Genomic DNA, 23,822 nt, shown 5'->3' with positions numbered 1-23,822 from the left:
CCCTGGGTGCGTGGGCGGTGGTTCGCCTCGACCATCGAACCGAAAGCAGCAATCATGAACCATTCATCTCTTTTGATTTCCATCGCGCTGGCGCTGCCGGCATGTGTCCACGCAGCCACGGGCGACATCGTCATGCCCGAACAGAAAGTCATCGTCAGCGCGCTGGCCAGCAGCTATCCGGCATCGAGCGACACCGCGCAAATGCTGAACAATCTCCCCGGCTACAGCGTCGCGGCCGGCGGTGGCGTGTCCGGCCTGCCGGTGGTCAACGGCTTTGCCGACGACCGCCTGAAAATCCGCATCGACGGCATGGAAATCACCTCGGCCTGCGCCAACCACATGAACGCGCCGCTGTCGTATATGGCGCCGGCCCAGGTGCAACGCATCAGGCTGATCGCCGGCGTGACGCCCGTCAGCGCGGGCGGCGACAGCATCGGCGGCACCATCGAGGTGCACTCGGACGCACCGGTGTTTGCCGCACCGGGCGCGGGGCTGCTGACGCAAGGCGGCGCCGGCCTGCTGGGGCGCAGCGTGAACAACAGCGTGGCGACCAATGTCAATGCCAGCGCCGCCAGCGAGACCCTGTCCATCGGCTACAGCGGCGCCTACGCGCGCAGCCGCAGCTATGAAGACGGCCATGGCGACAAGGTGCTGGGCAGCATGGTCGAGAGCATCAACCAGTCCATCGTGCTGGCGGCCAGGGGCGATGGCCAGCAGCTGACCCTGCGCGCCGGCATCCAGCATATTCCCTACCAGGGCTTCCCCAACCAGTACATGGACATGACGGACAACCACGGCCAGTTCGCCAACCTGGCTTACCAGGGCAGTTTCGGCTGGGGTATCCTTGACGCGCGCCTCTACTGGCAGCAGACCGACCATGAAATGGGCTTTTTCAGCAGCGAGCGTCCCGGCACCATGCCGATGATCACGCATGGCAAAAACACCGGCTATGTGCTTGCCGCCAGCGTGCCGACCGGCGTGGGCGAGCTGCGCCTGGGCCACGAATTCCACGCTTTTCGGCTCGACGATTACTGGCCGGCGGTACCCGGTTCGATGATGATGGGGCCGCGTACCTACCTCAATATCAACGGCGGCAAGCGCGACCGCGCGGTGCTGTTCGGCGAACTGGAAAGCAGGCTCGATGCGCTCTGGACCAGCGTGCTGGGGCTGCGCGGCGAATCGGTGCGCATGGATGCCGGACAGGTGCAGGCCTACGGCAGCGGCATGATGAATATGGCCGACGCCATGGCGGCCATGGCCTTCAACGCCCGCTCGCGCCGCCAGCGCGATACCAATATCGACGCCACCGCACTGGCCCGTTTTACGCCTGACGCGGCCAGCAGCTATGAATTCGCGCTGGCGCGCAAGGTGCGCTCGCCCAATCTGTACGAGCGCTATTCCTGGGGCCGCGGCACGATGGCCATGACCATGACCAACTGGTTCGGCGACGGCAACGGCTATGTCGGCAATATCGATTTGAAACCGGAAACGGCCTACACGGTGGCGTTCACGGCCCACTGGCATGGCCTCGGCGACGACGGCTGGTTTGTGCGCGTCAATCCGTATTTCAGCCGCGTCAGCGACTATATCGACGCCGACGCGCTTTCGACGTTCAATCCTTATATGCAGATGGGTGCGAAAGGCAACTTGCTGCGCTTTGCCAATCACGACGCGACACTGTACGGCCTGAACCTTTCGTGGCAGGCGCCGCTGGCGGCCAGCCCGCGCTGGGGCAAATTTACCGCGACCGGCAACGCGGCCTGGACGCGCGGCAAGCGCAGTGACAGTGACGGAGGCGACCTGTACCGCATGATGCCGTTCAATGCCTTGCTGGGTATCGAGCACGCGATCGGCGCCTGGAGCAACCGCCTCGAAGCGAAGCTTGTCGCCCGCAAGGACAAGACTGACACGCGCCGGCTGGAGCCGGAGACCGGAGGCCACGCCATCGTCAACCTGCGCAGCCAGGTAGCCTTGAACCGGCTGGCCAGCATGAGCTTCGGCATATCGAACGCCTTCAACCGGGCCTATGCCGATCCGCTCGGTGGCGTGTATCTGTCCGGCCTGCAGGCAAATGGGGGCGCGCTGCAGCCCTTGCCGGCCGAGGGCAGGTCGTTCGATCTCGGCCTGCAGCTGAAGTTTTGAACCGCCGCGCACGCGCCGCTTTGCCATGGCCGGCGCGATGCGGTCTAATCATGGATTGCTTATCAAGGAGGTCCCATGTTGCCATTCCCATCGATCGCCGCCCTGCGCGCCCGATATCCATTGATCGAGCGCTTGATCGCGCTGCAGCCGGTGAGCTGGTTCAATCCCGGTATCGCGCCGGCGGCCGAGGCGCTGGCCGACGTGGGCCTGGACGCGCACGACGTGGCCGCCGCCAGCGCGCGCCTGGCGCGCTTTGCGCCGTTCCTGGCGCGGGCGTTTCCCGAAACGCAGGCCGCCGGCGGCGTGATCGAGTCGCCGGTAGTGCCGCTGCGGGCCATGCAGGCGGCGCTGGCGGCGCGCCTGGGGCGCGAGATTCCCGGCAAGCTGTGGCTCAAGCAGGACAGCCATTTGCCGATTTCCGGTTCGATCAAGGCGCGCGGCGGCATCTACGAGGTGTTGAAACATGCGGAAACGCTGGCGCTGGATGCGGGCCTGATTACCGAGCAGGGCGACTATGCCATGCTGGCCAGCGACGCCGTGCGCGCCTTCTTTGGCCAATACGCTATCGCCGTGGGTTCGACTGGCAACCTGGGCCTGTCGATCGGCATCATGGGCGCGCGCCTGGGCTTTCGCACCACGGTCCATATGTCGGCGGACGCGCGCCAGTGGAAAAAGGACAAGCTGCGCGCGCATGGCGTGACCGTGATCGAATACGCGTCCGACTACAGCGTGGCGGTGGAGCAGGGCCGCCGCCAGGCCGAGGATGACCCGACCTGCCACTTTGTCGACGATGAAAACTCGCATGACCTGTTCCTGGGCTATGCGGTGGCGGCCGAGCGCCTGAAAAAACAGTTCGAGACGCAGGGCGTGCCGGTCGACGCCGGCCATCCGCTGTTCGTCTACCTGCCGTGCGGCGTGGGCGGCGGCCCCGGTGGCGTGGCCTTTGGCCTGAAGCTGGCCTTTGGCGACCATGTGCACTGCGTGTTCGCCGAACCGACGCACTCGCCGTGCATGCTGCTGGGCGTGCATACGGGCCTGCATGAGCTGATCAGCGTGCAGGATATCGGCATCGACAATATCACCGCCGCCGATGGCCTGGCTGTCGGCCGTCCTTCCGGCTTTGTCGGACGCGCCATGCAGCGGCTGGTCGATGGCTACGCCACCGTCAGCGACGATGAACTGTACCGGCTGCTGGCGCTGCTGGAGCAAACGGAAGGCTGGCGGCTGGAGCCGTCGGCCGTGGCTGGGTTTGCGGGGATCGTGCCGGCGCTGGAGCAGGCCCGATATGCGCCAACGCTGGCCAACGCCACGCATCTGGTGTGGGGCACGGGTGGCGGCATGGTGCCTGAGGTCGAGATGGATGGGTATGTGGCGCGGGGGCGCGATTTGCTGGGCCGGGAAGTTTGATACACTGCGCCCCTTGTTAAAAACGCGCATCAAGGCCAGCCATGCACACATCCCCTTCGACAGAACTCGCCCCGCAGGAACTGCGTGCGTATGCATTGGCCGGCCTGCTCGAACCGGACCCGGCGGTAAAGGTGGTGATGGTCGCCGCCATGGCCCAGGCACGCCCCGCGCCCGATCCCGCCGCAGCCCTGCAAGCACAGGGCGCCATCCCCGGCCGCCCCGGGCGCCCCGAACTGGTGCCGCCGCGCCTGGTCGGCCGCCGTTCGATGATCACGCAGGAAGGCCGCGCCATGCTGGTCCATGCGCTCGCGCATATCGAATTCAACGCCATGAACCTGGCGCTCGACGCGCTGTGGCGCTTTCCCGATATGCCGCCTGAATACTATACGGACTGGCTGCAGGTTGCCGCCGAGGAAGCCACGCATTATTCGCTGCTGGTGGCGCACCTGGACGTGCTGGGCCACGCCTATGGCGACTTTCCGGCCCACGACAGCCTGTGGGAAATGGTCGATAAAACACGCGGCGACGTGCTGGCACGCATGGCGCTGGTGCCGCGCACCCTGGAAGCACGCGGGCTGGACGCCATCCCGCCGCTGCGCGCCAAGCTGGCCCAGGCCGGCGACATGGCGGCCGCCGCCATTCTCGACATTATCCTGCGCGACGAAGTCGGCCATGTGGAAATCGGCAACCGCTGGTATGGCTACCTGTGCGAGCGGCGCGGCCTGGACCTGCGCGCCACCTATGCCGAACTGGCGGCGCGCTATGAGGCGCCGACCTTGCGCGGCCCGTTCAACCTGGAAGCGCGGCGCCGGGCCGGTTTCAGTGAGCTGGAATTGAGCGACTTGCCGGCCTGAACCCGCAGCCCATGCGGTCTGCAAGCCTTTACTGCCTACGGTTGAGCTTGTCAGCCTAGTCCTACCTCAGCTGCGGCAGCTGTCCGATTGTATGCATTGTGGAAACACGAGAAGATGATTCCACTCTGCAACCAATCAACGGGAACTGCCATGACCAAGCCAGCGATGCACAAAACCTCCGGCATGAACAAGCCTTTCGTGCTGATCTGCCTGTTCACGGTATCAACCCTGGCTGCCACCATATGGAATGGCGATGTGAACGCGGAAACCACGAGCGCGAAGACCACCATCGCCGCCCCGACCCAGATGGCCGGTGATCGTGGCCACGCGCTGCCGGCCTGCGGCATGCGCGAACTGAGCCTGTCGGCCCAGTGCCAGCCTAACGGCGACGCCTGACGTTTTTCCTGACACTGTCTTCGCTTTGCAGGCGCCGCTGCAGCAGTGCCAGCACGGCTGCTTCTTCGGGCGCCAGCGCATGCAGGTCTTCCTTCATCTGCTGCAGGGCGCGCGCCTTCATCCCTTCCAGCAAGCTGCCGTCCAGGTAGGAATCGAGCACCGCAGGGTGGACATAGCACTTGCGGCAGATCGACGGCGTATTGCCCAGCTTCCTGGCCACCGATTCGATCGCCTGTACGATGTTTTTCTTGGCCTGCGCCTCGGAATCGACTTTTTCAAATTCTTCCAGCGCCAGTGCCGCCAGCAAGGTGCCTGACCAGGTGCGGAAATCCTTGGCCGTGTAGTCCTCGCCCGTAATGTCGCGCAAATAATCATTGACGTCGCCCGAGTCCACGCCGTGGCGCTGGCCGTCTTCATCGAGATACTGGAACAATTCCTGGCCTGGCAAATCGCGGATGGTCTGCAGCACGCGCGCCAGGCGCCGGTCGCTGAGCTTGATGTCGTGATGCACGCCGCTCTTGCCCCTGAAATGGAACTCCACGCCGCTGCCGGTCACTTTGACGTGGCGTGTGCGCAGGGTGGTCAGGCCAAACGATTTGTTGGTGCGCGCGTATTCTTCGTTACCGATACGCATCATCGTCAGCTCCAGCAGGTGGACGATGGTGGCCAGCACTTTTTCACGCGGCATGCCGGGCAGCTTCATGCCGGCGTCGACGGCCTCGCGGATGGCGGGCAGGGCGCGGCCAAAGCTCAGCATGCGCTCGTACTTGGCTTCGTCGCGCACCTGACGCCAGCGCGCGTGGTAGCGGTATTGCTTGCGGCCCCTGGCGTCACGGCCGGTGGCCTGTACATGGCCATTGGCGCGGGTACAGATCCACACATCGGTCCAGGCCGGCGGTATCGCCAGCTTCCTGATGCGTTCGAGCGCGTCCTCGTCTTTCAGGCGCTGGCCGTCGGCGTCGACGTAGTGAAACTTGCCGGGCTTGCCACGGCGCTCGATGCCGGCCTGGTGGTCGCCCACATAGCGCAGGCCGGCCGCCCTGGCGATCAGCGGCGCCGGGTCGGCGGCGGGGGTAGCGAGGGCGGGTGTTTCCATGGGGGTGACGAGTTTCATGCACGATACTCCAGCCAATGCAATTGACGATTTATGATAATGTGCGCGTTCGACCGGTTTGGCCGCGCGGCAAAGAGGAGCAGCAGATGTTTGGCAAAAGAAAAACTCTCGAACAAGATCATTCTGCGCAGGCAAAGGCGTATGAAAAGAAATATACCGACGACAGCTTCTGGGACAAGGTGATCAAGTTCGCCAGGACGGCCGGGCGCGAAGTGATCGAAAAGGCGCTGTGGCTGTATTACGCCGCGCAGCAGCCGAGCACGCCTGTATGGGCGAAGACGGCCATCTATGGCGCGCTTGGCTACTTCATTTCGCCGATCGACGCGATACCCGACATCGCGCCCGTGGTTGGCTACGTCGACGACCTGGCCGTGCTGGCCGCCGCCGTGGCGACGGTGGCGACCTATATCACGGCCGACGTCAAGCTGCGCGCCGCGGACAAGCTGCAAGGCTGGTTCGGCGCCCGAGACTGAAATCAGTCTTGCGAAGCTGGCTGGCGCTTGACGGCATTGCGGTATTTTTCTTTCGCAATCGCCTTTTTCACCGCCTCATTGGCGATATTCGACGCCTTGACGCGGGCTTTTTCGCTTTTGCTGCGTTGCTGGGCGATGTCTTTGTTGCCGATACGGTTGGTCATGCTGGTCTCCCGGGAAGTTGGTCTATGTGACCGTTCCAGCATACTTGCCTGGCGCACCGCCACTGTGCGGCCGCCCACACAGTGGCGCCAGGCAAGCTTACTTTTTGACCGTCTCGTTGGCGCGCGCCAGCAGGCGCTGCACGACTTCCTTCTGGAAGCTGCGCAATTCGCGGTCCGCGCTGATGTTGGCAAACGCCAGCACGGCCGTCTTGCTGGCCGTGTCGACGCAGACGACGGATGCGGCGCCCGGGTCGCCGCCGCTGTGGGTGGCCAGCTGCATGCCGTCGAGGTCGCGCAGCACCCAGGCCAGCGCCTGGCGCGTCTGCTGGTCGGCAGCGGCCATGCTGACCGGCTGCGGTTCCAGGAAAGCCTTGACGGTCTCTTCCTTCAGGTAGCGCTGGCCCTTGACCATGCCGCCATTGCTGAAAATGGCCAGGAAACGCGCAAAATCATGGGCCGAGCTGCGCAACAGGCCGGCCGGCCAGTCCGGGTAGCCCACCGGCGGCAGTACCTGCAGGCCCGGGTCCTTGTCCTTGTAGGGCTGGGCCACCACCGTGCCGCGCGGCAGGCCGGCCAGTTTCCAGGCCGTGTCGTCCATGGCCAGCGGCTCGAACAGCTGCTCCCTGCTGAATGCATCGAGGCCTTCCGGATTCAACCGCCCCACCAGATAGCCGAGCAAGGCGATGCCGACATTGCTGTAGCGCCATTCGGTACCGGGCCGGCCAGCGAACGACAGGTCGGCGTCATACCAGCCGCCGCCGCGCGACAGATAGCCCTTCAAAAAGTCGCGCAGGGGCAGGCGCGGGTCGCCTTCGACGGAAAACGCCGCGGTTTTTTCGTACACCGCATCGGAAATGCCCGAGGTATGGGTCAGCAGATGGCGGAAGGTAATCGGCACATCGGGATACTTCGGATGGATCAGCGGGAAGTCGAGATGGGGCGCGACCTTGTCGTCGAGCTGGAACAGGCCCTGCTCGTGCAGCATCATGATGGCGGTGGCCGTGACGACCTTGCTGACGGAGGCGATATGGAAAGCCGTGTCGGCATCGGCCGCCTGGTCTTGTGCAATATTGGCCATGCCGTAGCCACGGGCAAAGATGGTCTTGTCGCCACGCACGATGGCCACGCTCATGGCCGGTGTTTCGGTGCGCGCCAGGCCATCGCGCATAAAGGCGTCAAAGGCGGTCTCCCAGGCCGTGTCGGCCGGGTTGGTGGCGCAACCGGTTTGCAACAGGGCCAGTGCGACACCCAATCCCAGTACGCTTCGTCGTTTCATATGTTCTTTTCCTGAGCTCAATTCGCGCCTGGTGCAGGCGTTTTAATTATCTTAACAATATTTTCTCAAAAAGCAGTGCCAATTGGCAAAACATTGCTGTGCAGCAATGACAATCGTCCATTTCGTCGCTCAGTCGCGCCAATAGCGGTTCAGCAGGGGCGTGACACTGATGCCGTGCGCGACGATGGAGACCATCACCACCACGATGGTGATATGGCTCAGTTCGAGCGCCAGTCCTGCCGGCAGGCCGTGATTGATGGCATAGCACAGGTAGTAGACGGAGCCGATGCCGCGCACGCCGAACCAGGCAGCCATGCAGCGCAGGCGCAGGCTGGTGTTGGAAGAAATCAGACCCAGCATGACGCTGGCCGGGCGCGCCACCAGCAGCAGGAACAGCGCCATGCCCAGCGAGCGCCAGTTCCAGGCCGCCTGGCTGACGGCGCCGCCGAGCAGCAGCACCAGGGTCAGTTCCGACAAATGTTCCAGGTGTTCCTTGAACACCAGCGACTCGGCGCTGACGGTCAGCGGCACTTGCGATTCCTGCGGCTTGACGGCCGAGCCCGCATGGACCTCCTCGGCCTGCAGCAGCCCTTGCTGGTCTGCCGGCGCGCCGGCCAGGCGCAACTCCGTCTGGCGCAGCGCCACGCCGGCAAAGAACACGGCCAGAAAGCCCCAGGCGTGCAGCCAGGTGGTCGCGCCATACACGACGGCGATCAGGCCCAGGCCGACCAGGTCGTCGAGCACTTCGTGTTTCGGGTCCTTGCCGCGCAACTGCCAGCCCAGCGTCGCCAGCAGCGCGCCGCCGGCCACGCCCAGGGCGACCGCCGCGGCGCTGGCCCACAATAAATCGTGCCACAGCCAGCTCCAGCCTGTGTTGCCTGCGTCCTGGTAGCCGAGCAGGCCCAGGCCCAGCATCACAAAGGGAAAGGCACTGCCGTCGTTCATGCCCGCTTCGCAGGTGAGGGTAAAGCGCAAATGATCGCTGTCGCCAGGGCGGCGCACCTGCACGTCGGTGGCCAGCACCGGATCGGTGGGGGCGAGGATGGCGCCGATCAAAATGCCGGCGCCCAGCGGCAGGCCGAGCACCAGGCAGGCAAAGGCGGTCACCAGCGCCACCGAGATGGCCATCGACAGCCAGGCCAGGCGCAGCGAAGGCAGCCAGCGCGCCAGGCTGAACGGTACAGGCATCTTGACGCCGGCCGAGAACAGGGAAATCAGCACGGCGATTTCGGTCAGGGTTTCCAGCAGCGGCGCCTGTTCCACCAGGTCCAGCGAAAACAGGCCCAGCACCATGGGGCCGAGCACCAGGCCGACGCCCAGGTAGGCCATCGAGGAAGTAAAAGGCAGGCGGGCGATGCTGGTGGCGGCCAGGCCGCGCGCCAGCATCAGGCAGCCGATCAGGATGAACCAGGCGGTGGTGCTCATGGCGGTTTTCCTTCAGGCTGGCAAGTATGGATGGCAGCTTACACCTTACACCCTGGCGCTCGGCGCACCGTCGATAATCGTATCGAACGCGTCGGGCCGGTTGATGATCTTGGCCGAGGTGGTGTCGTTGAGGTCAATCGGATCGATCGACGAGCGCAGGCGCGGCAGGCCGTGCGGATAGTGTTGTGCCACATAGCCGAGGATGCTTTCGCGGATGACGCAGCGCAGCTCGAACGCGTCGCCCGAATTGCTGGCGCTGATCAGGAAACGCAGCTGCATGGCGCGGTCGGTGGCGTCGGTGACCTGCACCTTGCACACGCGCTGGTCCCACAGCGGCGATTCCTGGCAGATACGGTCCAGTTCGGCGCGCAGCGGCTCGACCGGCACGCTGAAATCGAGCCACAGGAACACCGTGCCGAGGATGGTCGACGAGGTATGGGTCCAGTTCTCGAACGGGTTTTCGATAAACCAGGTCAGCGGCACGATCATGCGGCGCTCGTCCCAGATGCGCACCACCACGTAAGTGCCCTTGATTTCCTCGACCCGGCCCCACTCGCCGTTGACGATCAGTACGTCATCGATGCGGATCGGCTGCGAAAATGCGATTTGCAGGCCGGCGATAAAGTTGCCCAGCACGGGCCGGGCGGCAATACCGGCCACCAGGCCGGCCACGCCTGCGGACGCGAGCAAACTGGCGCCGATCTGGCGCGCACCGGGCAGTGTCAGCAGAATAAAGGACAGACCGAGGATGACGACGATGGCGTGCGCGCTGCGCGTGAGCACGCGCGCCTGCGTGATCAGCCGGCGCGCGCGCAGGTTGTCGGCCACGTCGACCGGGTTCAGCTGGGCAATCGTCAGGCTCAGCGCATCGATGCATCTCATGGCCAGCCAGGTCAGCGCCACGATCAGCAGCACGCTGGCCAGGTGGGACAGGCCGACCAGGCCCGGCGTATCGGCGGGGGCGCCGGCCAGCACGATGCGCAGGCCGAACAGGATCAGGCACAGCTGGCTGGCGCGAAACGCCACGCGCGTCGCATGGGTGGTAAATGGGCGGCCGTTGGCCAGGCGCCTGAGCACGCTGACGCCGGCGCGGTGCACGGCCATGGCGATCAGGGTGGCGACAATGGCGCTCAGTAAAACGGTGACTGCGGAAGCGAGCCGCCCTCCCATCAAGGAATGGTAGGTGGTGAGATCCATGGGCTAAAACTCCTGTAACTTGTAAATGAATGGCAGCAAATGTATATTTTAAAGCCTGACGCCAGCGCCGGGGCGTGCGTTGATTAACGGACAAGACGTTTCCCATGGGAGATACTAAAAGTACCTCATGATGCGCGTTTTCGGGAGAATTGAAGTTTCAATAAGGAAACCAACAGAACGACGCCATCTGGACAATATTGGCATACTTGCCATGCTTTTAGCTTTTGCAAAGGAAAATGATGATTTTAAGATCGCTCAGAATGTCCTTGCGTTTCATTCTGCCTCTCGCTCTTGTACTGGGGCTGTTCGCGTATATCGTGGTCCCCCTGCTCGACAACATTACCTTGCGCTGGTATGTGCGTGACCTCGACAGCCGCGCCGAATTGCTCGCCGGTACCTTACGCCCGTCGCTGACCGAATACCTGCCCGCCAAGGATACCGCCCGTATCGATGATTTGTTCCAGGGCGCCACGCGCGACGAACGGCTGATCGCGCTGGGTTTTTGCGACAATGCCGGCAAACTCGTCTACAAGACGGCGCAGTTCCCCGCCTCGATCGGCTGCTGGACCACGCCGACCTCGGGCGGCCTGTACAAGTCGCTGGCGCAACTGCCGCAAGGCCAGGTGCACCTGAGCGAAACGCCCGTCATGAGCGACGCCCAGCAGCTGGGCCGCCTGGTGCTGGTGCAGGACATGAGCTTTGTCGAGCGCCGCAATACCGATACCAAGCGCTTTATCTTTGCCTTCCTGGCCGTGCTGGCCGTGCTCATTTCCCTGATGACCGTGTTCGTCGCCCACCTGAGCTGGCGTGGCTGGCTGGCCGCGGTCAAGGATGTGCTGCGTGGCGAGTTGCTGTCCAAGAAAAATGTTGCCGCGCCAACCGACGCCACGCCCGTGCCCATCATCGCGCCCGCGCCGGCCGAAATGCAGCCCCTGATCGGCGACCTGCGCGAACTGCTGCAGGAATACCATCTGGAACGCCAGGGTGAAAACAATGGCTGGACCTCGGAATGGACGCCGGAAAAGCTGCGCGGCCTGCTCGAAGCCGACCTGGCCGGCGACCAGGTGCTGGTGGTGTCGAACCGCGAGCCCTACATCCATACCAAAACGGAAGAGGGCGGCATCAAGGTGCAGCGTCCGGCCAGTGGCCTGGTGACCGCCGTGGAAGCGGTGATGCGCGCCTGCTCGGGCACCTGGATCGCGCACGGCGCCGGCTCGGCCGACCGTGAAACGGTGGACAAGCTCGACCATGTGCCGGTGCCGCCGGACAATCCGAGCTACACCTTGCGCCGCGTCTGGCTGACGGAAGAGGAAGAGCAGGGTTATTACTACGGCTTCGCCAACGAAGGCATGTGGCCGCTGTGCCATATCGCCCACGTGCGCCCCGTGTTCCGCTCGTCGGACTGGGACCAGTATGTGAAAGTGAACCGCCGCTTTGCCGACGCCGTGATCGCCGAAGCGAAAACCGACAACCCGGTGGTGCTGGTGCAGGATTATCACTTTGCCCTGTTGCCGCGCATGGTGCGCGAGGCGCTGCCAAAAGCCACCATTATTACTTTCTGGCACATCCCCTGGCCGAACTCGGAGTCCTTCGGCATTTGCCCATGGCGCGAGGAAATTCTCGACGGCCTGCTGGGCAGCACGATTTTGGGCTTCCATACGCCGTTCCACCGCAAGAACTTCCTGGAAACCGTCGACCGCTATCTGGAAACCCGCATCGAACCGGAAGCGTCGACCATTTCCTATGGCGGCGAAATGACGCAGGTCGAGGATTATCCGATTTCCATCGCCTGGCCCGATGAAGATCCGAATTTGCCCGACGTGGCCACCTGCCGCGCCGAGATCCGCGCCGCCATCGGCGTGCCGGCCGACCATTTGCTGGGCATCGGCGTCGACCGCCTCGATTACACCAAGGGTATCGTCGAGCGCTTCCAGGCTGTCGAACGGATGCTCGAACAGCAGCCGGGCATGGTGGGGCACTTCACCTTTATTCAGATCGCCGCGCCGAGCCGCGCCTCGCTCGATGAGTACCAGAGCTTCGACACCCGCGTGCGCAAGATGGTCGAGCGCATCAACCGCCGCTTCGGCAGCGGCGACTATGTGCCGATCCTGCTGAAGGCCGAGCACCATGGCCAGGATGCGCTGCAGCGTTTCTTCCGCGCCTCCGAGGTGTGCATGGTGACCAGCCTGCACGACGGCATGAACCTGGTGGCCAAGGAATTCATCGCCGCGCGCGAAGACGAAATGGGCGTGCTGGTGCTGTCGCAATTCACGGGCGCCGCGCGCGAACTGCACGAAGCGCTGATCATCAATCCCTACCATATCGAGCAGGGCGCCGAAGCCCTGTACCGCGGCCTGGTAATGCCGCCGGTGGAACAGCGCGAACGCATGAAGAGCATGCGCGCGCGCGTCAAACACTTCAATGTGTATCGCTGGGCCGGCCGCATGCTGCTCGACGCCTCGCGCCTGCGCCAGCGCGACAAGGTGATGACCAAGATCGACGCTCACCGCCGCCTGAGCCGGCGCAAGGGGGTTTGATGGCGGTAACGACAGAGGCATTGAATGACGACAGCGCGCTGCTGGCGGGCTTGTTTGATACCCCCGGCTGCGCGATTTTCCTCGATTTTGACGGTACCCTGGTCGACCTGGCCGCCACGCCAGACGGCGTGCGCCTGGAGGCCGGCGTGGCCGAAGCGCTGGCGCTGCTGTCGCGGCGCCATGGCGGCGCGCTGGCCATCATCTCCGGCCGCCCCGTGGCGCAGATCGATGCCATGCTGGCGCCGCTGGTGCTGCCGGTGGCGGGGGTGCACGGCGTGGAGCGGCGCGGCGCCGATGGTCGGCTGCGCCTGGCGCCCACGCCGGACGTGACGCCGGTGCTGGCCCGCGCCCAGGCGCTGGCCGCACTGCATCCGGGCCTGCTGGTGGAACAGAAGCGCGGCGCGGTGGCGCTGCATTACCGGCTGGCGCCGGAATTGCAGGCACTGTGCGTGGAGGAAATGACAGCGGCGGTTCAAGCGTGTCCCGGTATTTTGCTGTTGCATGGCAAAATGGTGCTCGAAGCCAAGCCGGCCGCCACCGACAAGGGCGGCGCGATTGCCGCCTTCATGACGGAGGCGCCATTCGCAGGCAGGCGCGCCGTGTTCGCCGGCGACGACACCACCGACGAAGCCGGTTTTGCCTTTGTGGAACAGACCGGCGGTCAGGGTGTCAAGGTCGGCAGCGGCGCCAGCGCCGCCTCGCTGCGCTTGGCCAGCCCGGCCGCACTGCGCGTGGTGCTGCTGCACGCGGCCGTGCTGGCCGCATCCACCCAAACACAAGGAGTAGCCGATGACGACAGCCTATGACACACCGAGCGGCGCGCCTGCGTCCGCATTCTCGCCCACCTCCAGCAAACCATCTGTCCAGGCCAGCCTCAATTGCGGCGTGGTCGGCAACTGCGCCTTCAGCGCCCTGATCGACCAGGCCGGCCAGGTCGTCTGGTCCTGCCTGCCGCGTTTCGACGGCGACCCGGTATTCAATACCTTGCTCGACGATACCGAAAACGGCAGCGTGTGGGGCATCGATATTGAAAACTACGCCCGTACCGAACAGTTTTATGAACCGAACACGGCCGTGCTGCGCACGCGCTTGTACGACACCGACGGCCGTGGCGTGGAGATCACCGATTTCGCCCCGCGCTTCCTCCGCCGCGACCGCATGTTCCGCCCGCTGATGCTGATCCGCCGCGTGCGTCCGCTGGACCGCGCCGTGCGCATCCGCGTGCGCCTGCGTCCCCGTTTCGACTGGGGCAAACTGGCGCCGCAGATCACCCAGGGCAGCCACCATATCCGCTATGTGGGTCCGGAACAGACCTTGCGCCTGAACACCGATGTGTCGCTCAACTATGTGCTGAGCGAATCGTACTTCGTGCTCGACAAGACCGCCAACTTCCTGCTGGGCCCGGATGAAACCTTGGCCGGCGGCATCGACGAGACGGCGCGCATCTTTGAAAAAGAGACCATCAACTACTGGCGCACCTACACGCGCCGCCTGGCCGTGCCGCTGGAATGGCAGGACGTGGTCATCCGCGCCGCCATCACCTTGAAGCTCTCCTTGTACGAAGACACCGGCGCGATTATCGCCGCCATGACCACCAGCATTCCCGAAGCGCCCGGCAGCAGCCGCAACTGGGACTACCGCTATTGCTGGCTGCGCGACGCCTTTTTTGTCGTGCGCGCGCTAAACAGCTTGTCGGAAGTGGGGACGATGGAGGAATACCTGCGCTGGCTGACCAATATCGTCGCCCGCTCGAAAGGCGGCCATATCCAGCCCTTGTACGGCATCGGCCTGGAAGAATTGCTGCCCGAATCGCTGGTCGAACACTTGCCAGGCTACCGCGGCAATGGCCCCGTGCGCGTCGGCAACCAGGCACAGGAACACTTCCAGCACGACGTCTACGGCAATATCGTGCTGGGCGCGGCGCAAGCTTTTCTGGACCACCGCCTGTTCCACCGCGCCGGCAAGGCCGAATTCACGGCCCTCGAAGCGGTCGGCGAGCAGGCCTTCAAGCTGCACGCGGAACCGGACGCCGGCATGTGGGAGCTGCGCACGCGCGCCCGCGTCCATACCTCGTCGATGCTGATGAGCTGGGCGGCCTGCGACCGCTTGTCGAAAGTTGCCCACAAGCTGGAACTGCCCGAGCGCGCCGAACACTGGCAAAGCCGCGCCACCCTGATCCGCGAACGGCTGCTGCGCGAAGCGTGGAGCGAAGAGCGCCAGGCCTTCGCCGAAAGCCTGGGCGGGCGCGACCTCGACGCGTCGGTGTTGCTGATGGCGGAAGTCAATTTCATCGACCCGATGGACCCGCGCTTTATCGCCACCGTCGACGCGCTGGAAGCGTCCTTGTGCGACGGCCCCTATATGCGCCGCTACGAGGCGCCGGACGACTTCGGCAAGCCGGAAACGGCGTTCAATATCTGCACCTTCTGGCGCATCGATGCCCTGGCGCGTATCGGGCGGAAAGAAGAAGCCCGCCAGATCTTCGAGACCATGCTGATGGCGCGCAACCACCTGGGCTTGCTGTCGGAAGACACGCATCCGGTAACGGGCGAAATGTGGGGCAACTTCCCGCAGACGTACTCGATGGTGGGGCTGATCAATTGCGCGGTGCGCTTGTCGGCGCCGTGGGATAGTGCGATTTGATCAATCCATCGCGGGCGCTGCGCAGGGTCGCAGCGCCTGGCCACTATTTCAATTTCATGGCGGCCTTCAAGGCCCTGGCGTCCATCGCACCCGCGATGATCTCGACCTGTCCGCTTGAAGACCGGTAGTACATCAAGGGCACGGACGGTGGCCGCGCGGCAGGGTCCACGGTGATCATCAGCTCGGTGTTGAGGGCCACCTTGGCCAACGACGCTTCCGACGGCTCCGCCGTCAAGGTCATCGCCGTGCCGGCATGGCGCATGGCCTCCTCGTTGGCCCACATGAGGCTTGCCGGCTGCGCCGCATCGAGCATCGCCGCCCCCAGCGCGGCGCTGTCGTCTCCCAGCAGCGCCACCGGTATCCAGACGAAGGCGACCTGATTCTTCAACAGGCTCGTCTCGCGCCACAAATCGCTGCAGTAGGAGCAATACGGGTCAAAAAACACCCAGGCCTGGTTGGCCGAGCGCGTGCCCGAGGCGAAACCGATGGCGTCTTTTTCCACGCGCGCCAGCATGGCGGCACGTTGCGGCTGCGAGAGCGTTTTGACGTGCGCTTGCATGATGCCTTCCGGCCGTGCCTTGATGACAGGCGCACAGGCGGACAGCGACAGTAGTAGCGGGAAAGCAAGGGCAAGTAATCGCATGGCAGTTGGCGGCAGGCTGAAGATGAGGCAAGCTTATCATCTTGTTCGGCTATTGCCCGGCACGCCTGCATACAGCCGGCTTAGCTGGCCGGCAGGGTAAACACGCTGACCAGCTGCATCAGCTGCACCGTCTGCTGCTCCAGCGAGCCGGCCGCCGCTGCGGCTTCCTCGACCAGCGCGGCATTTTGTTGTGTGACGCCATCCATATCGGAAATGGCCGCGTTGATCTGGCCGATACCGGCGTCCTGCTCGCCTGCCGCGGCGCTGATTTCGCCCATCAGTTCGGTCATGCGCGCGATGCTGGCGACCACTTCGTCTATCGTCACGCCGGCCTGGCCGACGATCCTGCTGCCGGCCTCGACCTGCGCCACCGAGTTGCCGATCAACGCCTTGATTTCCCTGGCGGCGCTGGCCGAACGCTGTGCCAGAGTGCGCACTTCGGTCGCCACCACCGCGAAGCCGCGCCCTTGTTCGCCCGCGCGCGCCGCTTCCACGGCCGCGTTCAGGGCCAGGATATTGGTCTGGAAGGCGATGCCGTCGATCACGCTGATGATGTCGACGATCTTTTTGGATGACTGGTTGATCTCGTTCATGGTGCCGACCACCAGCGCGACTTCCTGGCCGCCTTTGCGGGCCACGGCGGACGCGGACTGCGCCAGTTGATTGGCGTGCAGGGAATTGTCGCGGTTGTGCCGGACGGTGGCGGTCAGTTCCTCCATCGAGGAAGCGGTTTCTTCCAGCGAGCCGGCCTGGCTTTCCGTGCGCGCCGACAGGTCGGCATTGCCGGCGGCGATCTGGCCCGAGGCGGTGGCGATGGTCTCGGTGGACTGGCGGATCTCGCCAACCGTGCTGACGAGATTGGCGCGCATCCTGCTCATCGCCGCCAGCACGCTGCCGGTGTCACCGGCGCGCAGCGCTACCTCGCCACCGAGATCGCCGCCAGCGATGCGCTGGACGATCTGCACGGCATACGCCGGTTCGCCACCGAGCTGGCCATACACCTGGCGTATCAGACTGTAGCCCATCAGAGCGGATACCAGCAGGCCGCCGGCGATCAGGGCGATGGCGAGCAGCTTGACCTGCCGGTAGGTGGCGGCGGCCTTGTCATATTCCTGCTTGGCCACATCGACCTGCAACTGGCGCAGGCTGGCGATGGTGTCCCTGATCTGCACGCTGCGCGCCAGCGACATGGCGAACAGCGGCCGCAGGCCTTCGATATCGTTCGCCGCCAGCCGGGCGGCTATCGGCATGTCGATGTCGTTCTTGTACTTCTGGTAATCAGCGACGAAGGTGGCGGCCAGTTGGGTTTCCGCCGGCGTCAGGTAAGTAGCGGCATACAGCTGCCAGACGCGCTCGACCTCGTCGCTGTCCTTCCTCAGGCGGTCGGCGGCAGGCTTGATGTCCTGCTCGCGCGGCGCCGCCAGCAGTTCGGCGACCGTGTAGCGGTTTCTCAGCAGCAGGCGGTCGATCCTGGACACTTGTTCCAGGGCGACGGTGCGGTCTTCGTACACCGTTTTCAATCCCTGATTCGATGCGTTCATGCCGTACAGGCCGATAAAGCCGATGATGAACGTGATGATGGAGATAACGCCGATAATGGCGGCGATGCGGAACTTGAGGGTGGTCTTCATCTGTAAGCTGGTTCAATTATTTTTCTTGTGCGTGCGACGGCTGCGCGACGATCAGAATCGTTCGCGCTGGCGCGTCATCGGCAAATGAGCGGAAATGCGATGCGGTCGGTCATGCGAGCCGGCGCACGGTAGCCGCGCAGGGTCAGGAAAACAGCATCCGGGAATGGGTAAAGCGGCGCGAGGTTGGGGCGCTGGAGTGCTTTTCAGCTATACAGCCAGACAACTTGATTGACTAACAGGCATGACTGGAGGAGGCGATTATACACAGAATAAATATTTCCTACTGGAACGCATTATTACTGTGCGTTAATGTTCGATTGCATTAATTGCTGGCAAAACTGCCGCGTTTGCCGTATAAGCGGCACTCCGCCGCCAGCGCCAATAAATTCGCATCGCGCTCCCGGCTGCTCAGCATCAGCAAGGTAATCTGCTGGTGCGAGCCATAGCGCGCGTCGAGTGGAATCAATTCGATGCGCGAGCTGAAGGCGCGTACGCGTCCCGGCAGCAGGCTGTAGCCGATGCCGCCGCTGACCAGATTGATCAGCGAAAAAATATCGCCGACGCGCATCGCCGTGTCCGGCACGAAGCCGGCCAGCTCGAACGCGTGGCTGAAGCTTTGCGAGGTGACGAAGCCTTCGTTGAGGGTGACGAATTTCTCGTCGCGCAGCGCCTGCAGGTCGAGCGCCGTTTGTCCCGCATACGGTGAATGCAAGGGCGCGGCCAGATACACGTCATCCTGGAACAGCGGCACCGACACCAGTCCCGCATGGTGTTCGGCTTCCTGCACGCCGATAATGATGGTGTCCAGCCTGCCGGCGGCCAGGCTTTGCAGCAGTTCGCGGTTCGAACCCAGGGTCAGGTCGATATCGAGGCCGGGGCGGCGCAGTTTCAGGGCGATTACCAGTTGCGGGATGCAGTGCAGGGTCAGGGAATACAGCGAGCCGATCTTCAGGCGTACCGGGTTGATGCCCGACATTTCGCGCACCTTGCGCACGCCTTCCTCGCATTCGGCCAGTGCGCGCCGCGCCGATTCGGCAAAGGTATAGGCCGCATGCAGCGGGATCAGGCTGCGGCCCTCGCGCTTGAACAGGGGGCAGCGCAAACCATCTTCCAGGCTGTGCAGGGCGCGGTGCACGCTGACGGTGCTCTGGCCCAGCGCGTCTGCCACCCGGGCCAGGTTGTTCAGTTCCATAAAGCTCAGGAACACTTCGAGTTTTTTCAGCGTGATTTCTTCGTTGATGGCCATGGATCACCGCGATAACGTTTAGTTCATTAACCTGAGAGTAATGAACATGGTAGCAGCTTGATTGTAGCGGTGCTGTCTTTTCACTATTGTTGCAGCTCGATAGCTGAAAAGGGAGGCAATATGTCCACCGCCACACAGGCGCCGCCGCCGCGCGAACAGGGGCGCAAGCGCTGGGATACCCGCCGCACCGAGAAGCGGCGCCGCCTGGACGCCGTGCGCCAGTATGCGAACGGTCCGGTGCTGCAACAGGGCGATATGGTGGCCGTGCTCGAAGCGCTGCTGGCGCCCGGCGACCGCGTCGTTTTGGAAGGCAATAACCAGAAGCAGGCCGACTTTTTGGCGCGCATGCTGACCAGGGTGAACCCGGACAAGATCAACCATCTGCATCTGATCATGCCCAGCGTCAGCCTGCCGGAGCACCTGGACCTGTTCGAACGGGGCATCGCCAGGAAACTCGATTTCTCGTTCGCCGGCACGCAAAGCCTGCGCATCGCCCAGTTCCTGCAGGACGGCCTGCTGGAAGTGGGCGCCATCCACACTTATATTGAACTGTATGCGCGCCTGTTCGTCGATCTGACGCCGAACGTCGTGATGGTGGCCGGCTACATGGCCGACCGCCAGGGCAATCTGTACACGGGTCCCAGCACGGAAGACACGCCGACGCTGGTCGAATCGGCCGCCTTCCGCGACGGCATCGTGATCGCGCAGGTCAACCAGATCGTCGACGATGTCAGCGATTTGCCGCGGGTCGACGTGCCCGGCTCGTGGATCGACTTCGTGGTCGAAGCGGACAAGCCGTTTTTTATCGAACCCTTGTTTACCCGCGACCCGCGCGTGATCAAGCCGGTACACGTGCTGATGGCGATGATGGCGATCCGTGGCGTCTATGAAAAACACCAGGTGCAGTCGCTCAATCATGGCATCGGCTTCAATACCGCCGCCATCGAACTCATTTTGCCGACCTATGGCGAGAAGCTGGGATTGAAGGGCAAGATCTGCCGCAACTGGGTGCTCAATCCGCATCCGACCCTGATTCCCGCCATCGAGACGGGCTGGGTCGAGAGCGTGCACTGCTTCGGCGCCGAACTGGGCATGGAAGGCTATGCGGCGGCGCGGTCCGATGTGTTCTTTACGGGCCGCGACGGCTCGATGCGCTCGAACCGCGCGCTATGCCAGCTGGCCGGCCAGTATGCGGTCGACCTGTTTATCGGCGCCACCCTGCAGATGGATGGCGTTGGCAACTCGTCCACCGTCACCAATGGCCGTCTGGCCGGCTTTGGCGGCGCACCGAACATGGGCCACGACCCGCACGGGCGGCGCCATCCGACCCCCGCCTGGCTGGACCTGATCGAGACCGACGATCCGCTGGCGCGCGGCAAGAAGCTGGTGGTGCAGATGGTCGAAACCTTCCAGGACGGCGGCCAGCCCACCATCGTCGAATCGCTCGATGCGGTCGCCGTCGGCAAGGCCAGTGGCATGCCGCTCGCGCCGGTGATGATCTACGGCGACGACGTGTCCCACGTGCTGACCGAGGAGGGCATCGCCTACCTGTACAAGGCGCGCTCGCTTGATGAACGCAAGGCCATGCTGGCGGCGGTGGCTGGTGTCACGCCGATCGGCCTGCGCCATGACCCGAAAACCACGACGAAGTTGCGTGCCGATGGCCTGATCGCGCTGCCCGAGGATATCGGCGTGCAGCGCGGCGAGGCTGGCCGCTCGCTGCTGGCGGCGAAAAGCATCGCCGACCTGGTCGAATGGTCCGACGGCCTGTATCAACCGCCCGCCAAATTCAGGAGCTGGTAATGAACACGATGATGATAATGAAGCAAACCACGTCGCTGGCGCGCCAGGTGCTGCAGGCGCTGCTCGACGAAGTGACCCTGAGCCCGAAACCGGGCCTGGTCGACCTGCGCAGCCGTGGCGCGCACACGGACTTGAACTGGGCCCTGATGTGCCATTCGGCCTGCGCGCTGCAGCCGGTATTCCAGGCCATGGCCGATGCGGGCGCGGCAATCGGTGATGACGACGCGCTGCGCCAGCGCATTGGCGCCATCGGCCGCGAAGGCGAGGCGGTGATGATGGCCGCCACCGGCGGCGTCAATACCCACCGCGGCGCGATCTGGGCGCTGGGCCTGCTGGTGACGGCGGCGGCGCAATTGCAGGAGCGCGGCGACTCGCTGGCGCCAACAGCGGTGGCGGCGCGTGCCGGCGCCCTGGCGCGGCTGACGGACCGCAGCGCGCCTGGCGAGACCGGCAACAAGGGCCAGCTGGCCTGCCGCCAGTATCAGGTGGGCGGCGCGCGCGGCCAGGCGCTGGCCGGTTTTCCGCATGTGATCGAGGTTGGCCTGCCGGCCTTGCGTGCCGCGCGTGCGCGTGGCGACAACCCCACCACGGCGCGGCTGAACGCCTTGCTGGCCATTATCGCCAGCCTGGACGACACCTGCGTGCTGTCGCGCGGCGGCGTGGCCGCCTTGCTGGCGGTGCAGGCTGGTGCGGCGCGGGTGCTGGCGGCTGGCGGCGCCGGCACGCTGGCCGGTACCGAGGCGCTGCTGGCGCTGGAAACCAAGATGCTGGAATTGCATGTCTCGCCGGGCGGCGCGGCCGACCTGCTGGCGGCGACCTTGTTCCTCGATAGCTTGGCAATGGGAGAACAGCATGGAAAAGCGTGACTATACCTTCCCCGCCGGGCAACCGGCGGCCGGGCGGGCCCTGGCCGGCGTCGTCGGTTCGGGCGACCTGGAAGTGCTGCTGCAGCCGGGAGACGATGGCGTGACGCGCATCGTGGTGAACACCTCGGTCGACGGCAAGGGCGCCGTGTGGGACGCGCTGCTTGCGCGCGTGTTTACGGGCGAACTGCTGCCGGCGGCCAGCATCGTGATCAACGACTGCGGCGCCACGCCGGGCGTGGTGCGCATGCGCATCGAGCAGGCCTATGAAGACATTCAAGCGGAGGGCCAGCCATGAGCACTGTCCAGGAACTTTTGCAGCGTGACAGTTTTATCGAACGCGGTGCGCGCAGCCGGGCCAGGGCCTTGCTGGACACGGGCAGCATGCGCGAACTGCTCGACCCGTTCTGCGGCCTCGGTTCGCCATGGCTGCCGCAGCAGGGCGTGACCGCCCAGGCGGACGATGGCGTGGTGGTGGCCAAGGGCCTGTTCGACGGCCAGCCGGCGGTGGTGCTGGCGATTGAGGGCGGCTACCAGGGCGGCAGCATGGGCGAAGTCGGTGGCGCGAAGATCGCCGGCGCGCTGGAACTGGCGGCGCGCGATAACCGCCATGGCGTGCCGACGCGCGCCATCATCCTGTTCGAAACGGGCGGCGTGCGCCTGCAGGAGGCCAACCTGGGCCTGGCCGCGATCGCCGAGATCCAGGCGGCCATCGTCGACTTGCGCCGCTACCAGCCGGTGATCGGCATTACGGCCGGCACGGTGGGCTGCTATGGCGGCATGTCGATCGCGGCGGGCCTGTGCAGCTATCTGGTGGTGACGCGCGAAGCGCGACTGGGCCTGAATGGCCCGGCGGTGATCGAGCAGGAAGCGGGTATCGAGGAATTCGACTCGCGCAACAGGCCATTCATCTGGAGCCTGACGGGCGGCGAACAGCGTTTTCATACCGGCCTGGCCGATGCCTATGTCGAAGACGACACGGCGCAGATCCGCGCCACGGTGGCCGAACTGTTCGTACGCGGCGTGCCGCGCCAGCACCGCAGCGACCAGGCCGGGCATTTCCTGGCGCGCCTGCTTGAAGTCGACGCCGAGGTGCAAGCCACGCCCGGCGCCGTGCGCACCATTTACAGCAAAGACAGCAAAGGAGATGCATCATGAGCCAGGCGACAGAGAACAGCCGCGGCGCCATCTGGCTGGCCGCCTTGACCGGCCACGCCCCGGCGCTGCCCGACTATCCGCCGTCGGTGCAGGTGGTCGACGCGCCCCTGGCGGGCGAGACGGCGCGCTATCTGGCCGTGCTGCCCGACCCCCACAACCGTTTTCCACGCGCGCGTACCGGAGAGATAGGCCTGGTCGAAGGCTGGCAGCTGGCGCGCGCGCTGCAACAGGTGGTGGCGGAGGACCGCACGCTACCGGTCAAGCGGCCGATCGTGGCCGTGATCGACGTCGCCAGCCAGGCCTATGGCCGGCGTGAAGAGGCCTATGGCATCCACCAGGCGCTGGCCGGCGCGGCAGGGGCGTACGCCGAAGCGCGGCTGGCCGGCCATCCGGTGATCGGCCTGATCGTCGGCAAGGCCATGTCGGGTGCATTCCTCGCGCACGGCTACCAGGCCAACCGTTTGATCGCGTTGGACGATCCGCAGGTGATGGTGCACGCGATGGGCAAGGCATCTGCCGCGCGCATCACCTTGCGCACGGTCGAAGCGCTCGAAGCGCTGGCGGCGACGATACCACCGATGGCGTACGACATCGGCAATTACGCAAGCCTGGGCCTGTTGTGGCGGACCTTGACGGTGGTGCAGCCCGATGCGCCGTCCAGCGAAGACGTGGCGCAGGTGGAAGCGATTTTGCAGGCGGCGCTGGCCGATATTCGCCTGGATCCCGAACGGGGCCTGGCCAGCCGGCTCGGCGCGCCGCAGCGCCAGGCCTCGGCCAGAGTCAGGGAGGTACTGGCGCAGCAGTGGTAGGTGCAGCACAAGAGAAGACGCATAAGTCATTCCAATCCCAT

The 23,822-nt window shown here is 64.6% G+C and carries 21 protein-coding genes; 13 read left to right on the top strand and 8 right to left on the bottom strand.

All coding sequences use genetic code 11. The features are described 5' to 3' along the window. Positions 1 to 54 precede the first annotated feature (54 nt). From ASR47_RS19420 to ASR47_RS19405, 4 genes are all read left to right on the top strand, one after another. Positions 55 to 2,142 carry a TonB-dependent receptor gene (locus ASR47_RS19420; RefSeq protein WP_065309430.1) on the top strand — a complete coding sequence of 696 codons (2,088 nt, stop codon included), beginning with the start codon at positions 55 to 57 and terminating at the stop codon, positions 2,140 to 2,142. 75 nt (positions 2,143 to 2,217) lie between these two features. Then, complete coding sequence (dsdA, locus tag ASR47_RS19415; protein ID WP_065309429.1) at positions 2,218 to 3,549, top strand: D-serine ammonia-lyase; 1,332 nt, start codon at positions 2,218 to 2,220, stop codon at positions 3,547 to 3,549. 41 nt (positions 3,550 to 3,590) lie between these two features. Continuing rightward, positions 3,591 to 4,403 carry a ferritin-like domain-containing protein gene (locus tag ASR47_RS19410; RefSeq protein ID WP_065309428.1) on the top strand — a complete coding sequence of 271 codons (813 nt, stop codon included), beginning with the start codon at positions 3,591 to 3,593 and terminating at the stop codon, positions 4,401 to 4,403. Positions 4,404 to 4,553: 150 nt separating this feature from the next. Then, positions 4,554 to 4,799, top strand: coding sequence for a hypothetical protein (locus ASR47_RS19405; protein ID WP_065309427.1), 246 nt, complete (start codon positions 4,554 to 4,556; stop codon positions 4,797 to 4,799). Here the strand turns inward: ASR47_RS19405 and ASR47_RS19400 are convergent. Next, positions 4,783 to 5,913, bottom strand: a complete 1,131-nt coding sequence (locus ASR47_RS19400; RefSeq protein ID WP_245714414.1) for a DNA topoisomerase IB — start codon at positions 5,911 to 5,913, stop codon at positions 4,783 to 4,785. The two genes, ASR47_RS19405 and ASR47_RS19400, sit on opposite strands and share 17 nt — an antisense overlap. Positions 5,914 to 5,999: 86 nt before the next feature. Between ASR47_RS19400 and ASR47_RS19395 the strand changes: the two genes are divergently transcribed. Continuing rightward, complete coding sequence (locus ASR47_RS19395; RefSeq protein ID WP_065309581.1) at positions 6,000 to 6,386, top strand: YkvA family protein; 387 nt, start codon at positions 6,000 to 6,002, stop codon at positions 6,384 to 6,386. Between the two features lie 2 nt (positions 6,387 to 6,388). Here ASR47_RS19395 and ASR47_RS27530 read toward each other — a convergent pair whose 3' ends face one another. The 4 genes from ASR47_RS27530 to ASR47_RS19380 form a co-directional block, all read right to left on the bottom strand. Next, positions 6,389 to 6,550 (bottom strand): hypothetical protein, encoded by a 162-nt coding sequence (locus ASR47_RS27530; protein ID WP_171898995.1) that lies wholly within the window; start codon positions 6,548 to 6,550, stop codon positions 6,389 to 6,391. Between the two features lie 97 nt (positions 6,551 to 6,647). Next, complete coding sequence (locus ASR47_RS19390; RefSeq protein WP_065309425.1) at positions 6,648 to 7,826, bottom strand: serine hydrolase domain-containing protein; 1,179 nt, start codon at positions 7,824 to 7,826, stop codon at positions 6,648 to 6,650. 129 nt (positions 7,827 to 7,955) lie between these two features. Continuing rightward, positions 7,956 to 9,251 (bottom strand): cation:proton antiporter, encoded by a 1,296-nt coding sequence (locus ASR47_RS19385; protein ID WP_065309424.1) that lies wholly within the window; start codon positions 9,249 to 9,251, stop codon positions 7,956 to 7,958. A 45-nt stretch (positions 9,252 to 9,296) separates the two neighbouring features. Further along, on the bottom strand, positions 9,297 to 10,448 hold the full coding sequence (locus tag ASR47_RS19380; RefSeq protein ID WP_065309423.1) for a mechanosensitive ion channel family protein: 1,152 nt from the start codon (positions 10,446 to 10,448) through the stop codon (positions 9,297 to 9,299). A 260-nt stretch (positions 10,449 to 10,708) separates the two neighbouring features. On the opposite strand from ASR47_RS19380, the gene ASR47_RS19375 reads away from it, so the two are divergent. The 3 genes from ASR47_RS19375 to ASR47_RS19365 are packed head-to-tail and all read left to right on the top strand — an operon-like array spanning position 10,709 to position 15,628. After that, positions 10,709 to 12,985, top strand: coding sequence for an alpha,alpha-trehalose-phosphate synthase (UDP-forming) (locus ASR47_RS19375; protein ID WP_150127876.1), 2,277 nt, complete (start codon positions 10,709 to 10,711; stop codon positions 12,983 to 12,985). Then, positions 12,985 to 13,791 (top strand): trehalose-phosphatase, encoded by an 807-nt coding sequence (otsB, locus tag ASR47_RS19370; protein WP_082989047.1) that lies wholly within the window; start codon positions 12,985 to 12,987, stop codon positions 13,789 to 13,791. Before ASR47_RS19375 ends, otsB begins: the two co-directional genes overlap by 1 nt. After that, complete coding sequence (locus tag ASR47_RS19365; protein WP_065309421.1) at positions 13,775 to 15,628, top strand: glycoside hydrolase family 15 protein; 1,854 nt, start codon at positions 13,775 to 13,777, stop codon at positions 15,626 to 15,628. Before otsB ends, ASR47_RS19365 begins: the two co-directional genes overlap by 17 nt. 43 nt (positions 15,629 to 15,671) lie before the next feature. Here the strand turns inward: ASR47_RS19365 and ASR47_RS19360 are convergent, their stop codons facing one another. From ASR47_RS19360 to ASR47_RS19350, 3 genes are all read right to left on the bottom strand, one after another. Further along, on the bottom strand, positions 15,672 to 16,187 hold the full coding sequence (locus ASR47_RS19360) for a hypothetical protein (RefSeq protein ID WP_065309420.1): 516 nt from the start codon (positions 16,185 to 16,187) through the stop codon (positions 15,672 to 15,674). 164 nt (positions 16,188 to 16,351) lie between these two features. After that, positions 16,352 to 17,902: a methyl-accepting chemotaxis protein gene (locus tag ASR47_RS28220; RefSeq protein ID WP_065309419.1), complete on the bottom strand. Its 1,551-nt coding sequence runs from the start codon at positions 17,900 to 17,902 to the stop codon at positions 16,352 to 16,354. A gap of 322 nt (positions 17,903 to 18,224) precedes the next feature. Further along, on the bottom strand, positions 18,225 to 19,148 hold the full coding sequence (locus ASR47_RS19350) for a LysR family transcriptional regulator (protein ID WP_065309418.1): 924 nt from the start codon (positions 19,146 to 19,148) through the stop codon (positions 18,225 to 18,227). Between the two features lie 120 nt (positions 19,149 to 19,268). On the opposite strand from ASR47_RS19350, the gene mdcA reads away from it, so the two are divergent. The 5 genes from mdcA to mdcE are packed head-to-tail and all read left to right on the top strand — an operon-like array spanning position 19,269 to position 23,781. Beyond that, positions 19,269 to 20,951 carry a malonate decarboxylase subunit alpha gene (gene mdcA / locus ASR47_RS19345; RefSeq protein ID WP_065309417.1) on the top strand — a complete coding sequence of 561 codons (1,683 nt, stop codon included), beginning with the start codon at positions 19,269 to 19,271 and terminating at the stop codon, positions 20,949 to 20,951. A gap of 17 nt (positions 20,952 to 20,968) precedes the next feature. Next, the gene (locus ASR47_RS19340) at positions 20,969 to 21,817 is read left to right on the top strand and encodes a triphosphoribosyl-dephospho-CoA synthase (protein WP_245714413.1); all 849 of its coding nucleotides are present in this window, start codon (positions 20,969 to 20,971) and stop codon (positions 21,815 to 21,817) included. Further along, positions 21,804 to 22,112 (top strand): malonate decarboxylase subunit delta, encoded by a 309-nt coding sequence (locus ASR47_RS19335; protein ID WP_065309415.1) that lies wholly within the window; start codon positions 21,804 to 21,806, stop codon positions 22,110 to 22,112. Before ASR47_RS19340 ends, ASR47_RS19335 begins: the two co-directional genes overlap by 14 nt. Next, complete coding sequence (locus ASR47_RS19330; RefSeq protein ID WP_065309414.1) at positions 22,109 to 22,972, top strand: biotin-independent malonate decarboxylase subunit beta; 864 nt, start codon at positions 22,109 to 22,111, stop codon at positions 22,970 to 22,972. The genes ASR47_RS19335 and ASR47_RS19330 overlap by 4 nt, the downstream gene beginning before the upstream one ends. Further along, positions 22,969 to 23,781, top strand: coding sequence for a biotin-independent malonate decarboxylase subunit gamma (mdcE, locus tag ASR47_RS19325; RefSeq protein ID WP_065309413.1), 813 nt, complete (start codon positions 22,969 to 22,971; stop codon positions 23,779 to 23,781). The genes ASR47_RS19330 and mdcE overlap by 4 nt, the downstream gene beginning before the upstream one ends. The last annotated feature ends 41 nt before the right edge of the window (positions 23,782 to 23,822 follow it).

The sequence above is a fragment of the Janthinobacterium psychrotolerans genome (assembly GCF_001677885.1).
In the GTDB taxonomy this organism is placed as follows: domain Bacteria; phylum Pseudomonadota; class Gammaproteobacteria; order Burkholderiales; family Burkholderiaceae_D; genus Janthinobacterium; species Janthinobacterium psychrotolerans.
This window is presented reverse-complemented; position numbering and strand designations above follow the sequence as displayed.